General features: G+C 61.4%; 10 protein-coding genes. 4 read left to right on the plus strand and 6 right to left on the minus strand.

Annotated elements, in window-relative coordinates:
• Window positions 1-40 precede the first annotated feature (40 nt).
• The 3 genes from ACR0K1_RS00550 to ACR0K1_RS00560 are packed head-to-tail and all read left to right on the plus strand — an operon-like array spanning window position 41 to window position 7,258.
• The gene (locus tag ACR0K1_RS00550) at window positions 41-1,753 is read left to right on the plus strand and encodes a ShlB/FhaC/HecB family hemolysin secretion/activation protein (RefSeq protein WP_480848064.1); all 1,713 of its coding nucleotides are present in this window, start codon (window positions 41-43) and stop codon (window positions 1,751-1,753) included.
• Window positions 1,698-5,303 (plus strand): two-partner secretion domain-containing protein, encoded by a 3,606-nt coding sequence (locus tag ACR0K1_RS00555; protein WP_480848066.1) that lies wholly within the window; start codon window positions 1,698-1,700, stop codon window positions 5,301-5,303. The genes ACR0K1_RS00550 and ACR0K1_RS00555 overlap by 56 nt, the downstream gene beginning before the upstream one ends.
• A 20-nt stretch (window positions 5,304-5,323) precedes the next feature.
• Window positions 5,324-7,258: a caspase family protein gene (locus ACR0K1_RS00560; RefSeq protein WP_480848068.1), complete on the plus strand. Its 1,935-nt coding sequence runs from the start codon at window positions 5,324-5,326 to the stop codon at window positions 7,256-7,258.
• Between the two features lie 21 nt (window positions 7,259-7,279).
• Here the strand turns inward: ACR0K1_RS00560 and ACR0K1_RS00565 are convergent, their stop codons facing one another.
• A complete protein-coding gene (locus ACR0K1_RS00565) occupies window positions 7,280-8,317 on the minus strand; it encodes an OmpA family protein (RefSeq protein ID WP_480848070.1) in 1,038 nt (345 codons plus the stop codon).
• Window positions 8,318-8,516: 199 nt separating this feature from the next.
• Between ACR0K1_RS00565 and ACR0K1_RS00570 the strand changes: the two genes are divergently transcribed.
• The gene (locus tag ACR0K1_RS00570; RefSeq protein ID WP_480848072.1) at window positions 8,517-9,974 is read left to right on the plus strand and encodes a caspase family protein; all 1,458 of its coding nucleotides are present in this window, start codon (window positions 8,517-8,519) and stop codon (window positions 9,972-9,974) included.
• A gap of 38 nt (window positions 9,975-10,012) precedes the next feature.
• On the opposite strand, the gene ACR0K1_RS00575 is transcribed toward ACR0K1_RS00570, so the two are convergent.
• From ACR0K1_RS00575 to ACR0K1_RS00595, 5 genes are all read right to left on the minus strand, one after another.
• On the minus strand, window positions 10,013-10,417 hold the full coding sequence (locus ACR0K1_RS00575) for a hypothetical protein (protein WP_480848074.1): 405 nt from the start codon (window positions 10,415-10,417) through the stop codon (window positions 10,013-10,015).
• Between the two features lie 11 nt (window positions 10,418-10,428).
• A complete protein-coding gene (locus tag ACR0K1_RS00580) occupies window positions 10,429-11,136 on the minus strand; it encodes a hypothetical protein (RefSeq protein ID WP_480848076.1) in 708 nt (235 codons plus the stop codon).
• Complete coding sequence (locus ACR0K1_RS00585) at window positions 11,106-12,677, minus strand: caspase family protein (RefSeq protein ID WP_480848078.1); 1,572 nt, start codon at window positions 12,675-12,677, stop codon at window positions 11,106-11,108. Before ACR0K1_RS00585 ends, ACR0K1_RS00580 begins: the two co-directional genes overlap by 31 nt.
• Window positions 12,678-12,813: 136 nt before the next feature.
• Entirely contained in the window at window positions 12,814-13,851 is a 1,038-nt protein-coding gene (locus tag ACR0K1_RS00590; protein ID WP_480848080.1) for a zinc-dependent alcohol dehydrogenase family protein, read from the minus strand.
• Between the two features lie 84 nt (window positions 13,852-13,935).
• Entirely contained in the window at window positions 13,936-14,931 is a 996-nt protein-coding gene (locus tag ACR0K1_RS00595; protein WP_480848082.1) for an ABC transporter ATP-binding protein, read from the minus strand.

Below are 14,931 nucleotides of genomic sequence, written 5' to 3' on the forward strand. Positions count from 1 at the left end.
ACCATGGTCGGCTGATGATGTCTAAACCCGTTGTTCTATGATGTATGACCGACGTTTCAAATTGATAGCCGCGCTTGTCGTCGGTACCAGCTTTGGCATGGTGGAAACCGCGCTGGCCCAAAGCGCGTCAAACCTTGCCCCGGCGACATTTCAGCCGCAAAGTCAACGCAGTACGGGGCCTGTTACCGTCGCGCGCGACCCCGGTGCGCCGATCCCGGAAGGCGCGGACAAGCTGTTCGTAACGGTTGGCCAGGTCGATATCGAAGGCGCGTTGCCGCAGATGGAGGCCGCAAATGCCGCCTATGTCGAACGGCTGTCGGGCAAGCGCGTTCCGGTGTCTGAAATCTTCGCTGCGACCAACCGGCTGGAAAGCGCCTATACAAACGCCGGCTTTGTCCTGAGCCGCGTGGTGCTGCCCCAGCAGACCCTGCGCGATGGCGGGACCCTGCGGATTGTCGTGGTCGATGGCTTCATCGAACGGATCGATGCGGAAAAAGTTCCCGAGCAGGCCCGGGACCGGGTGGTGGAAATCACCAGGCCTCTGATCGGCAAGCGCGGCATCAAGCTGCAGCAGATCGAGCGGGCGCTGTTGGTGGCGGGCGATACGTTTGGGCTGCGTCTGGCCTCGACCCTGTCCGCAGGCGATGCCGCTGGCGGTACGGTGCTGACGCTGGATGGTCAGTTCAAAGGGTTTACGGGCTCTTACGGCTTCGACAACACGCTGTCAGACGATCTGGGCCCTGTGAACCTGAACCTTGGGCTTGAGGTCAACGGCGCGCTTGAGATGGGCGAGACGTTCTATTTCAACGCAGGCGGGTCGCCGACGCGGTATTTCTCGGACGATGCGAAATACAGGATTCTGGCCGCGGGCACGGTGTTCCCGATCGGGTATGACGGCCTGACCTTCAATGTCGAGGTCACGTCCAGTAAAGCCCGCCCGGATTCGGTGTTTGTGCCGAACGAAAGTGAATTCGAAAGGCTGTCGATCCGGCTTTATTACCCCTGGATCCGGTCGCGAAAGTTCAACCTGTCGTCGCAACTGATCCTGGACCGGGTCAGCGATACGCAGGACCTGCTGGTGGGTTCGTTCCGCCTTCCGATCTATGACGACGATCTGAGCGTGCTGCGCGCAACTCTGGACGCCACGCGGAACTACGAAAACGGGTCATTCCTACGCGGCAGCGCCATCCTGTCGCGCGGGCTGGATGCCTTTGGGGCCAGCGCATCGGTGGGGCCGGGCGACACCCCGCTGTCGCGGCAGGGGGCCAGCGCGGAATTCACCAAGCTTGTCCTGTCGGCGCAATATCAGCGCCCGCTGAACGCCTACTGGTCGCTTAGCCTGAATGGCCGTGTCCAGACCAGTTTCGGTGATCCGCTGGTCACGTCGGAACAGTTCAACATCGCTAGTTCCAGCGAGCTGTCCACATTTGACGCGGGCGAGCTGCGCGGCGATGACGGTTGGGTCGTGCGCGCGGAAGCGGGCCGGTCGCAGCAGGTTTCGGTGGCGGGCTTTCCGTTGATTTTCAAACCCTATGTGTTCGGCGCATATGGCGAGTTGGGTCTGGAACAACCCACATTCTTTGAGCAAAGCACGACCACAGCCTATGCTTACGGCATTGGCGCAGATTTGTTTACGATTGAGGATTCGGCCTATCGGTCCGGATCGTTGCGAGTGGAATATGGCAGAGGGGAACGCGATGACCTTGGCGAAGACGGAAACCGGTTCAGCATCGTTGCAAGTCGCAGGTTCTGAAGGCCCGAAAATGCTGATCCGGGGCGCGCTGCTTTCGGCCTCGGCGTTTCTGATGGGCACTACGGCGTTGGCGCAGTCCTTGCCGAACGGAGCCGCCGTGGCCGCCGGGAATGTGACCATCACGCAGCCCAGCGGCACCCAATTGGACATCACGCAGGGCTCCGGGGCCGCGATTGTGAACTGGAACGGGTTTTCGGTCGGGTCGGGCTCGACCGTGAACATCCACCAGCCGGGTCAGCAAAGCGTGATCCTGAACCGGGTGACGGGCGACACCACCAGCCAGATCCACGGCCAGTTGAACGCAAACGGTCAGGTTTTTCTGGTGAACCCCAACGGTATCTTCATCGGACCGAACGGGCATGTGAACACGGCAGGCTTTGTCGCCTCGACGCTGGATATCTCGGACGATGACTTCCTGAACGGGCGATACCGCTTCAATGGCAACGGCAACTCCGCTGCGGTCGAGAATGCGGGAACCATTTCGGTCGTGCCGGGGGGATATGCGGCGCTGATCGGCGGCAGAGTGTCCAATTCGGGCCTGATCCGGGTGCCGCTGGGCAAGGTCGGTCTGGGTGCCGGAGAGCAGGTGACGCTGGACGTCGCAGGCGATGGGTTTCTTCAGGTCGCCGTGCCGTCGAACAGCGATGACGCCTCGATGGAGGCGCTCGTCACCAATTCCGGGCGGATCGAGGCGGACGGAGGGGTCGTCCACCTGAAAGCCGCAAGCGCGCGCAATGCAGCGCGGCAGGTGATCAACATGTCTGGCGTGATCGAGGCCCGGTCCGTCGGCGGTGTGTCCGGCGCAGTTGTGCTGGGCGGCGGCGGTGGCGGCGTGAAGGTGAGCGGTGACATCGACACCTCTGCCCGCAAGACGCTTGTCGCCAGTTCGCCCCGGCCCAAAGTTCGGGCGCAGGACGGCGGATCGATCACGATCACGGGTCAGGCAATCGCTCTGGCCGGGGCCACGCTGAACGCGAACGGGGCAGGGGCAGGTGACGGCGGTACGATCCGGGTCGGCGGCGATTATCAGGGCGGTGGAAACCTGCAGACGGCGCAGACTACCAGCGCGGATGCGAGCACAACGCTGACGGCCAATGGCGGCGACGAAGGCGACGGCGGGCGGATCGTCGTGTGGTCGGACAACCTGACGACGTTCCATGGCAATATCTCGGCCCGCGGGGGCGCACAGTCGGGGGATGGCGGATTTGTCGAGGTTTCGGGCAAAACCGATCTGGTCTATCGCGGTTTTGCTGACCTGCGCGCACCCAATGGCAAAACCGGCGATCTGCTGTTTGACCCTTTGAACATAACGGTGCCTGGCACATTTACCGAAGCCGGGCTTGAAGCCCAGCTTTCCACGGCGAACGTGACGCTCGACACCTCGGGCTCGGGGCCGGATGCCGGGAACATCACGATCAATGCCGATATCGACTGGACGTCGACGAACGATTTTATCCTGAACGCCGATAATGCCATCACATTGAACGGGGCGATCAATGGCCCCAACGGCAGCTTGATCCTGACCGCGCTCGGGGCGGTTGATGGCGTGGGCCTGATCACCACCGGCGCGGGAGGTGACATCAATGTCGGAGTCTTTTCGCTGGTCGCCGGCTTCTGGCGGCAAATATCGTCGAGTCTGCCCAGCTTTGCGGCAACAGATTTCGACATCGATACACAGGCCAATTTCCTGCGAGTGACCGGCGGCAGCGGGACAAGCTCAAACCCCTATCAGTTGACAGATATCTACGGTTTGCAAGGGATCGGCGGCTCGGCCCTGTCCACGCTGAACTATGAGTTGGTGAACAACATCAATGCCTCGGCAACGACCAGCTGGTTCCGGGGTTTCAATCCGATGAATTTCTCGGGAACGCTGGATGGAAACCGGTTTGCCATCGATGGGCTGTTCATAGACGACACATTCAATTTTGCAGGCCTTTTCAATAATCTGAATGGCACAGTCCGCAATCTGTCGATTACCAATGCCGATGCCTCGGTCGGGGAGGGTGGGATTCTCGCCGCCAACAACTTTGGAACCGTGTCGGGTGTGATGACGTCTGGGACTTTATTCAGCGGTGGATATGGTGCCAGCGGCGGCCTGGTCGGCCAAAATTTTGGAAGCATTAGCGACAGTTTTTCAACGGCAAATGTCACAGTTACACCAATTGAATCGGATACCGTACTCACGGGTGGTCTGGTGGGGCAGAATTTTGGAAACATCATCAGATCACATAGCGTCGGTGATGTGAGCGGATCGGCCAGGATCGCTATTACAATGGGTGGCCTTGTTGGCCAAAACTTTAGCCTAATCCGCGATTCATATTCCACGTCTAATGTGTCGGGTACCAATAGTGGTTCATCGATCACGCTGACTGCTGAACTGGGTGGTCTGGTCGGACAAAACTTCGACACGATTAACCGCACCTACGCCGCGGGCAATGTCAGCTTCTCCGGCGTAAATACGCCCGAAATGGGTGGGTTAGTAGGTGCCAATTTTGATACCGTCAACGGGTCGTTCTGGAACACGTCAACATCGGGGCTGACCACCAGCGCAGGTGGGGGGCAGGGCCTGACGACGGCGCAGCTTCAGGATACGCTGACATTCTATCGGCTGGCATCCGCGCAGGGTTGGGATTTCACAACCACCTGGGCTCCCGGTACCGGCAGCACGAACCCGGCGAATTACACCACGTCGCCCGTCGTGTTTGCCATACCGGACAGTCTGGCTGTTCCGGCGGGAACAACATCGACCGCAACGGCAACGGGGAATGTCTATGGCGGCCCTGCCTCTTACAGGTTCGGTCCGGCATCGGATTCTCTCAACACATCGCCGATATTCCAGACACTGAACTTTGCCAGCACCGCGGCAGGGGCCACGACTTATTCGGTCGATACCTCCAGCCTCAGCAGCTCGGCCGGTCAGACCTTCACCGTTGCGGCCTTGCCCGGTGCTGCGGTCATTGGCGGTGGAACGACCATCATACCGGTTCCCCCAACCCCGCAGATCACCATTACGCCTACGGTTGACACCACGATTACCGGAGGAGGCGGCGGCGGTACGGCCACCACCACCGTGACCGAAGCCAAGACGGCGCTTGGGACCGTCGAAAACGTCTCGCAGGATTTCGATGGCGAGGTTTCGTCCTGTGCCAGCAGCGGTGACAATGTCAGCGAGTATCTGGCTTGTCTGGCGGATGCGATGGATGACTACGCGTCCGACCTCGATCAGATCGTGGACGGCTTGCCGCCGGGGCTGGAATCCATCGGCGATATCATTCGCGGGGCCAGTGCCGGTATCCGCGAGGCGGGTGAAAACGCCAACCGGCGGCTGGCGCTGGCCACCACGGCGGCGGAACGCGCCGCGATCCGTCGCGAGGCGGTCCAGCAGGCGCGGCGGCAGATCCGTGACGCCCAGCGTGAGATTCGCAAAGCCATCACATTGATACGAGCGAGCGATCCGGAACTTGCCATCATCCAGAACCAGCAGGTAGACACGATTGTAGCTGCGGTCGGACAAGCCGAAATCGGTCTGACGCGCGCCATCGGCCTTTGATCTGTCAGAGAGTTTTGCCTGTGTTTGCAACCCGTTGCCTTTCGGCCCTGTTCCTGACGCTGTTCAGCGCCTGCATGGCGCTGGCCGACAAGAGGGTCGCGCTGGTCATCGGCAACTCGGACTACGCATCTGTCAGCCCGTTGGACAACCCGATCAACGATGCCTCCGACCTGGCAATCGCGCTTGAGGGGTTGGGGTTTCAGGTATTCCTGGGCACCGATCTGAACCGTGACGAGATGCTTTCGCTGGCAGAATCCTATGGTGCCACGGCTGCGGATTCCGACGTCTCGCTGCTGTTTTACGCCGGGCACGGGTTTCAGGTGGACGGGCGCAACTATCTGGTTCCGGTCGATGCGGAAATCTCGACGCCTGCGGACATTCCGGAACAGACCATCCCGATGCAGGAATTCGTCGGCCGGATGGAACGGTCCGATGGTATCCGGCTGGTGTTTCTGGACGCCTGCCGCGACAATCCCTTTGAGGGCACCGGGCTGGATGTCGGCGGCGACGGGCTGGCGCGGGTCGGCAGTGCGGCGGATTTTATGTTCGCCTATGCCACGCAGCCCGACAACGTGGCCTATGACGGCACCGGGCGGAACAGTTTCTTCACCGAGGCGCTGCTGAGCCATATCTACACGCCGGGGCAGGATATTTCCGACCTGATGATCTCGGTCCGCAAGGATGTTCTGGCCTCGACCGGGGGGCGGCAGATTCCGTGGGACAACTCATCGCTGACCCGGCAGTTCCGGTTTGATAACAGCCCGGTGACGGCCTCGGAAGAAACCCTGCTGTGGCAGGTCGCGGCCAATGCGCAGGATGCGTCGCTGATGCAGCTTTATATGGACCGCTACCCGCAAGGGGCGCATGTGAACGAGGTTGTGGCCTTTCTGGACCGCGCCGGGCAGGGCGAGACGCTGACCCGGGCCCTGTCGGTCGAGGATCAGGACGAACAGGCGGAACGTCTGTGGAAACTGGCGCAGCGCAGCCGGATGCGGCCCTTGTTGGAATTCTATATCGAGCAATACCCCGACGGAAACCATGTGGATCAGGCGCGCCGCCTGATCGCCTCGATCCCCCGTCCGGAAGACAGCACTCCGGGCGGTATCTGTGAGCGTCTGGCCACGCATCCTCGGGACCGGACGGCCAGCATTCCCGGCGTGCCGTTCAGCCGCCTGCAGGAAAACGCGCTGACCGCCATTCAGGCCTGCAGCGCCGCTGCTGCGCAGACGCCTGATCTGTCGCACTACGTGGCTTTGCTGGCGCGGGCAACGATTGCGGCGGGGGATGTGGATCGGGCCGTTACGCTCTATAAGCAGGCGGCGGATCAGGGGGACTTGCGGGCAATGGTATCGCTGGCCCAGCTGCACGAAAGCGGAACCGGCGTTCCGCAGGATGTGAACGCTGCGATGGAGCTGTACGAACGTGCGGCGGCGGGGGGCAGTTTCGACGCTATGATAAATCTGGCGGTCACCCTGTTTGAAGGTCAGGTTGTTCCCAAGGATGAGGCGCGGGCAATCACGCTGCTGCAAAGCGCCGCCGAGGGCGGGTCGGCCAAGGCGACCTTCAATCTTGGCGTTCTGGCGCAAGACGGCATTGCCGGGGCGCCTGCACAAGCGCTTGGTTATTTTCAGAAAGCCGCACGGAATGGCGAGTATCAGGGATATCTGGCCGCCGCGATCCTGCTGGATGAAGGCCGCGGCGTTCCCAACGATCCGCTGGAAGCGGCCCGTATGTTGCTGCGGGGGGCTGCAGAAGACGATGGTTCGATCCTGAATCAACTGTCTCTGGCCTCGGACCAGTGGTCGCGGGAAACCGTGATGGAGGTTCAGAAACTGCTGCAGAAAGCGGATTACTATTCAAGCGCCATAGACGGTGTGCCGGGGCCGAACTTCATATCGGCCCTGCAACAATGGCGCAGCGGCGGGTTCGATCCCATCATTCTTGCCGGGAACTGATTGTCCCACGGCCTGCGCGGTTCAGTTCACCGGGATGAACTCGATCCGGCGATTGCGGCGTTTGCCCTCTGCGGTGTCGTTCGACACCACCGGGCGGCTTTCGCCATAGCCCACGGTCACAAGACGTTCGGATGCGATGCCCTGATCGACCAGATAGTTGTTCACCGCCTGCGCCCGCCGCTCGCTGAGCACCCGGTTGGCCGCGTCGGAGCCATCGCTGTCTGTATGGCCGCCGATCTCGATAGTCAGCTCCGGGCAGCGGTCGACGATGTCGTGCAGGTTCGCCAGTAGCGGAATAGACGCGTCGCTCAGGCGGGCGCTGCCCGAGTTGAAATAGATGTTGCCGGTGCGCGACAGAATTTCCATCCGCCCTTCGCAGGCCTCACGGTCCAGTTCGCCCTTGGATTCCAGAGCGGCGGCCCCCGGTACTGCCGATGCGACCTCGAGCTTCGGTGGGGTTCCGGCCTTGGCGCGGTCAAACACAAAGCCGAAGCTGATGAAGCCGAAGGGCAGGATATCGACGCCTGCGGCCTCTTCCAGCTTGCCGCGCCCTTCTTCAAGATTGAAGTCGGGAAGGGCGATGGCAATCGGGGTGGTATTTGCCACCGCGACCCGGTCATTGTCGACCAATGTTATGGCGACCTGAGCAACACTGTCCTTGGTCACGCCGTGCAACGATAGGGTGTATGGCAGGTCGATGATCTTGTGGCGCGTCTGATGCAGATCGACCAGTTCCTCGGGCGGAAGCTGCGCAGTAATGACCGCCTCGGGGAAATTGAAGGTTTCAAAGAACAGGAACCGCATGCGCACGTTGCGCAGGTCGATGCTGGTATCGACACTGTCCATCTGAACGCGGATATCGGCGGCCCCTTCGGGGCTGATCACGCCAGAAAGCGTGGCGAACCCGCTGTTTTCCGCCACCGAGTTTTTCTTCACCGACAGAAATTGCAGTTCCGAGGCTTCGGCGTCCAGTTTCCACCCATGCTCGAACGGATTGGCGCTTTGGGCCCATGCGCTGTTTGCCAGCAGCAATCCGGCTATGGCGAAAAAGTTTCGCATTGGGGTTGAGCGCGGCATGTGTGAACCTGTTCCTATGCTTGATCCTTAATTCGGGATATGTCAGGCGGTGGCCACAAGAAAGCCAAAAAAGCTGTGTAGTAAAATTCGAACCGGCATGATGCCCCAGAGTCACGGGGCTTGGTGGGATGACGGAAACAGAGGATCTGACGTGCTTCGCAAAGTAAAAGCTCTGATTGCGATGATCTTGATATTGTGGACCGCTCAGGCAGTGGCCGAGCCGCGCATTGCGCTGGTCATCGGGAACTCGGCCTATGGATCCGTTTCGGCGCTGGACAACCCGGCGAACGACGCGAAGCTGATCACCGAAAAGCTGACCGGCCTTGGCTTCGATGTCCGGCATCTGTCGGACAGCAACCAGATCGAGATGAAACGCGCCATTTCCCAGTTCGGCCGTGATCTGCGAAAGGGCGGCGAGGATGCGGTTGGCCTGTTTTATTATGCCGGTCACGGCGTGCAGTCCTTTGGGTCGAACTATCTTCTGCCGGTGGATATTTCGCTGAACGATCCGGCTGATCTGGACCTGATGGCGGTCGAGGCGCGGTCGGTGCTGCATCAGATGGCCTCGGCCCATAACAAGACCAACATCGTCATTCTGGATGCCTGCCGGAACAATCCGTTCGAAGAGCTTGCCGATATGGACGACAACGGTCTGGCCGAAATGAAGGCCCCGACGGGGACGTTTCTGGCCTATGCCACCGATCCGGGCGGGGTCGCGCTGGATGGTGAGGTGGGCAACAGCCCCTTCACGCTGAGCCTGGCGGAACATATCGAAACGCCGGGCATGGCGATTGAGCAATTGTTCAAGAAAGTGCGCGTCGATGTTCTGGAAGAAACCCGTGGTCTGCAGACGCCCTGGGACACGTCCTCGCTGACACAGGATTTTGCCTTCGCGATTGAGACGGAAACGAAGATCGTGCAGCACCGCAACGAAGAGGACCTGTGGCAGGAAGCGGTCAATACCCGCGATCCGGTGCAGATCATGCTGTTCATGCGCGCCTATCCCGAAAGCATCCATGCCGACAAGGCAAGCGACCTGTTGCAGACCGTTCTGGCTGAATCCTTCGGAACCGCTCCGCCATCCGGCGCGGTGCAGCCCGAGCAGCAGGAACAGGTGGCCGAGGCGACGGAAACCGACCGGCTGATGTATGAACTGGCGCTGGCCGACGACACGGTCCATTCCTACGAGGTGTATCTGCACAGTTTCCCGGATGGGGCGTTCTCGAACGAAGCGGTCGAACGGCTTTCCGCGCTCCGTCTCGGGGAAGAGACCGTGACCCGAAAGGCCGAGCCCACTGCCAAGATACCCGAGGCGGAAACCGATGGCGCAATCGCGGCGGACGAGACGCTGACGCTGGACACGCCGCTGAGCTTTGGAAATGCCTATGTGCGCGGCCAGACCATCAAGGAACTGGTGGCAGGCTCGCCGCAGTTCCCACCGCTGGAAGGGCTGCCCGAAGAGCTTTGGAAAGACCAGCAATGTTCCAACTGCCATCAGTGGACCGCAGAGACGCTGTGCGATCAGGCCCAAACCTATGTCAAACGGCCAGCCGCCGGAAATGTTGCAAAGCAACACCCCTATGGCGGCGGGCTAAAGGTCAACATGCGCCGCTGGGCTTTGGGCGGGTGTCAGGGCTAGGCCAGAGCGTTTTGCGTTTGATTTGAACGCATAACGCCTTAACCAGACAGTTTCGCCAGATCGGCGCTCAGCGCGCGGGCCTCGGCAATGCTGCGCTGCAGGGCGGCCAGCTTTGCATCGGGCGTGGCCCCTTGGGGTGTGTCATTCAGAACCCTGTCGATGCGGGATGCGGTGGCCGCGTCGCCTCCGCCTATAGCATCGCGTTGCTGCAGGATTTTCAGCTTCAGCTGCACCAGTTCCGATTCCGAGGACCGGATCTGCGCCGCAAGGGCATCGTTTCGCGCCTGCGCGGCGGCAACATCGCCTTCGGCGGCTTCGATACGGTCGTCATAGGCCCCTGTGGCAATGCCCGAGACCCCGGAGAAGAAGCCGCCCTCTGCCGGGTCAGTGGTGGTTTGACAGGCGGTCAGCACAAGGCAGGGGAAGATGGCAAAACGGATCATGTGGCCCCCGTTCAAAGCGATGAGGCCAGATCGCCGGCGATGCCGCGCATCTGCGTGATCTGATTTGACAGCGCAGCCAGATCGCCGTCGATGGGCGATGCCGTCTGACCGCGGGATATGGTCAGGTTGCGCGCTTCGGTGAACTCGGCCTGCCGCTTGGTTGCGCCATCGATGGCAAGTTCCATCTGGGTCAGATTGCCGTTGGCCTCGGCAAGTTCCTGTTGCAACTGGGCCGCGTCCACGGTTCCGGCGGCAACACCGGCGTTCAGCGCGTCAAGTTCAGCCTTTTGCGCCGCAAGGACCTGATTCATGACGTTCAGTGTCGTCTGCATTTCGCTGGCGTTGCTGTCCAGATCCTTCTTGATCTGCCGCAGACGGGATTCGCGCCCCGCGTAGTTTCGTTGAACAAAAGACACATAGGTGCCCGCCAGTGCCCCGGCCCCTAGGCCCAGGGATATCCCGGTGCCGACATCGTCGCTGCCACCCAGACCGAACCCGATCGCGCCGCCGGTTACACCGCCTGCAACCGCCCCTTGCAGGATGGTCTTCTGCATGGCGGCGGCCTGTTTGGCCAGATCGGCCTCGGCCTGTGACGACCCGCCGGGGGTTGCCTCGGGCGCGGCCGTCGGCTCATCGCTACCACCGCCACAGGCCGAAAGGGTCAGGGACACCGCGATGAATGCCGCGCTTAGTCGGGAGGTATGAGATCGGCCAGCCATTGGTAACTTCCTTTTTTGCTGTCTTCCGCCTGCGCAACATGCCGCAGAAACAGGGCGGCGTCGTTGTTCAGTTGCGCATCGGCATAGGTCAGGTCGCGCGAGCCCGAAGCCGCGCTGATGATCGACGTGTCAATGTCGGGAGGGAAAAAAATGACAGAGCGATTCAGCACTTCGTCATAGTAACTGCGGCTCTGGTCCAGACGCCGCAGGATGATGCCGCGCGACCGGTAGATATCGTAAACGTCGTTCCGTGCCTGCTGCAGAACGGGCAGGGCGTCGGTGTTTGTACGGGCAATCTCTTCGATCTGCGCCAGTGCATCCTCGGCGATCCCCAATGTGCGCTCGACGCTGCGCAGGGCAACGATGTCGGTACGCAGGCGCTGCAAGGTGGTCGCGGCCAGAAAGACCGAAACCTGCGCCGCGTCTTCAAACAGCCGTTCGGCCGAGGCGACCTCCTGCGCGGGCAGGCGGCGGCGATAACTGTCCAATGCCGGACCCAGATCGCGCGTCTGCCCGTCATTGAGATGCCCCAGAGCCACCAGCGCAGTCGCAAGCTGCTCCGGGTTCGCCTCGGCCAGCGAGGCGTTGACCGGGGCCAGCGATCCGGGCGACCCGGCCTTCAGACCGTCTATGCGATCATGGGCGAAAGCGGCAAACAACCCGTTGGGGTAAGCCCGCAGGTAGGTTTCAAAATCAGACGCATTCGCACTGGAGGCTATGCCGCGCCAATGCGCCAGATCCGCTGCGGTTTCGTCGTCAGCGGTCTCACCCGGCAAACCCGGCGCGAAGCTGTGTTCATCCAGCACCGATTCCTCGACCCAGGGTATCTGACGCCCGTCGGTTTCCAGAACCACCTGCTGGCGCACCCGTCCCAGCATCAGCCGGACATCCAAATCGGGCGTCGCGATATGGTCCAGCAGGCCAGAGGTAAAAACGCTGTTGTCGCCAATTCCGTCATAGGCCACGTTGCCGGGATCGGTGGCATAGGCGATCAGCAGCCCGGCCCCGCCGCGTATTCTGACAAGGCCCTGTTCAACCATGCCCCTGTCCGAGAACGGATTGTTCCGGCAGGCGTCCAGCAGCAGGATGCCCACCTTGGGACCCGCTTTGGTGATCACATCCCGCACCCGGTCCAGCGTCAGCGAACTGCGCCTGAGCGCCTGCAGATCGCTGCCCGCAAAATCGGTGCCGATCAGATGGTTTTCGCCGCCAATCTGAACCCCGTGCCCGGCATAGAAGAACACCGCCATTTCGGCACCTTCCGCCGCTGCGCCGAATTGATCCAGCGCTTGCTGCATCGCGTCTGCATTCTGGTCGGTGGCTTCCGTTACGGCAAAACCCAGCTCTTGCAACGCGCTGCTCAGCGCGGTGACATCGTTCACCGGGTTGCGCAGGGCCATGTCCGGGGACGCATAGTCGGAATTGCCGATCAGCAACGCCACCCGGCCCGAGGCGTGGGCCTGCGTCGCCCAGAATGTCAGGCACAGCAAGAAGATGCTCAGAACACCGGCCTGCAGGTCGGTGGGGCGGGTCAGGGTCATGCGAGCAAGGTAACGCAAGGTAACGTTTGATGACAATCGGCGTTGGCGTTCAGACGTGACGAATTTAGATTCCCCGAGAGGTTCTGCATCGGTGGGCAAATGCCCGGCGGGCGTGACCAGCGTTCGGGCTGCAAGCCTAGAAGCTTGTGATCACGGTTGCGCCAATTGAGCGGAATTTGTCCATTTCCATCAGCGCTTTCGGTGCTTCGTCAAGGCTGATCCGATCCCCGACAAGGCGGGCGGGGTCAAGCTTGCCGCTTTCCACCATATCCAGCATTGCGCCATAACGATGCGCCTGCATCCCATGAGAGCCGAGCAATTCGATCTCTTGCCCGACGATCTTGGGCATTGGGACTGCGGGCGCAGCGTGATCACCCAGCAACAGACCGACCTGAACATGCTTGCCTCGGGGGCGCAGGCCAAGGATCGAGTTGGTCATGGTCACGGGATGCCCCAGAGCGTCCAGCGACACATGCGCGCCGCCCTTAGTAATCTCGCGGATCGTTTCGGGAACATCCGCCTCGGCCCCGGAAACGGTGGTGACCGCGCCAAGCTCGCGGGCCAGATCCAACTTGCCGGGGTCGAGGTCGATCCCGATCACATTGGCCCCGGCGGCACTGGCGATCATCACCGCTGACAGGCCCACGCCGCCGCAGCCATGCACAGCCACCCATTGACCGGCAGAGACTTTGCCCTGATCCACCACCGCCCGGAACGCGGTGGCAAACCGGCAGCCCAGACTGGCGGCAGTGTCAAAATCCATCCTGTCCGGCAGGGCCACCAGATTCAGATCGGCCTGATGGATGGCGACATATTCGGCAAAGCTGCCCCAATGGGTGAATCCCGGCTGTTGCTGCTGAAGACAAACCTGCTGATGGCCTGCGTGACATTCGGCGCAGGACCCGCAGCCGCACACGAAGGGCACGGTCACCCGATCGCCGACGCTCCAGTTGTTCACGTCCTTGCCAATGGCCTCGACCACCCCGGCGAGTTCGTGGCCGGGGACATGCGGCAGGTCAATGTCGCTGTCATGCCCCATCCATCCGTGCCAGTCGCTGCGGCACACACCGGTCGCTTCCACCTTGAGGACAACGCCATGGGGTTCGGGCGTCGGATCGTCGACCAAGACCACTTTGGGGGCTTCCTGAAACTTTTCGTACAGCACGGCTTTCATGGGGCGGGTCCTTCCGTGAACGGGTGGTCTGGACCACTCCTATACGTCTGATCCAGTTGCCCGTCCAATCGACTTCCCCAGTGGTCAGAGCCTTTGGCCGTCGCCGTCGAAGGCCAGCATATCGGTTTGCTCGAAGCTGATGCCGACCTCGGCCCCGGGCGACACGCGGTGTTGACCGAAGGCCCGTATGGTGAAGGGTTTGTCCGTGCCGATATTGACCAGAACATTGGTGTCCGCGCCCAGATTTTCTACGTGTACGACGGTCCCCGACAACGCCCCGGCGTCGCCCAGCCTGGCGTATTCCGGGCGGATGCCGAAGACGGTGCCGGTATTGCCGCCAATCATCTCGGCCGGAACGAAATTCATTGCCGGAGACCCGATGAATTCGGCCACAAACCGGTTTGCGGGGTTGTTGTACAATTCCATCGGGGTGCCGACCTGCTCGATCCGGCCACTGCGCAGAACCACGATCTTGTCGGCAAGCGTCATGGCCTCGGTCTGGTCATGGGTGACGTAGATCATGCTGGCGCTGATCTGGCGATGCAGGTTGGCAATCTCGACGCGCGTGTTCAGGCGCAGGGCGGCGTCGAGATTGGACAGCGGCTCGTCGAACAGGAACAGTTTGGGGTTGCGCACGATGGCCCGGCCGATGGCAACGCGCTGGCGCTGACCACCGGACAGTTCGGCGGGGCGGCGCTCCAGATATTCCTCCAGCGACAGCATCCGGCTGGCCTCGGTGATGCGGCGCGAGATTTCGTCCTTGGCATGGCCCGCCTGTTTCAGACCCAGCGCCATGTTGCCCCGAACCGTCAGGTGCGGATAAAGCGCATAGGATTGAAACACCATGGCAATGCCACGCTTGGCGGGCGGGATGGTGTTCACCTGCTGGCCATCGATTTCCACGCTGCCCGAGGTTGCATCTTCAAGCCCCGCAATCACCCGCAACAGGGTGGATTTACCACAGCCCGAGGGGCCGACGAACACCACGAATTCGTTTTCCTCGACGGTCAGGTCGATGTTCTTCAGCACCTCGACCGGACCAAAGGATTTGCAGACGTTGGAAAGGGTCAGGGCAGTCAC

This window comes from Ruegeria sp. F5 (genome assembly GCF_056533845.1).

What these genes read in the sequence shown, in the direction of transcription:
- ACR0K1_RS00570 (WP_480848072.1), top strand. Translation starts at nt 8,517, where the DNA reads ATGATCTTGATATTGTGGACCGCTCAGGCAGTGGCCGAGCCGCGCATT.
- ACR0K1_RS00580 (WP_480848076.1), bottom strand. Translation starts at nt 11,136, where the DNA reads ATGGCTGGCCGATCTCATACCTCCCGACTAAGCGCGGCATTCATCGCG.
- ACR0K1_RS00575 (WP_480848074.1), bottom strand. Translation starts at nt 10,417, where the DNA reads ATGATCCGTTTTGCCATCTTCCCCTGCCTTGTGCTGACCGCCTGTCAA.
- ACR0K1_RS00555 (WP_480848066.1), top strand. Translation starts at nt 1,698, where the DNA reads ATGACCTTGGCGAAGACGGAAACCGGTTCAGCATCGTTGCAAGTCGCA.
- ACR0K1_RS00590 (WP_480848080.1), bottom strand. Translation starts at nt 13,851, where the DNA reads ATGAAAGCCGTGCTGTACGAAAAGTTTCAGGAAGCCCCCAAAGTGGTC.
- ACR0K1_RS00585 (WP_480848078.1), bottom strand. Translation starts at nt 12,677, where the DNA reads ATGACCCTGACCCGCCCCACCGACCTGCAGGCCGGTGTTCTGAGCATC.
- ACR0K1_RS00565 (WP_480848070.1), bottom strand. Translation starts at nt 8,317, where the DNA reads ATGCGAAACTTTTTCGCCATAGCCGGATTGCTGCTGGCAAACAGCGCA.
- ACR0K1_RS00550 (WP_480848064.1), top strand. Translation starts at nt 41, where the DNA reads ATGTATGACCGACGTTTCAAATTGATAGCCGCGCTTGTCGTCGGTACC.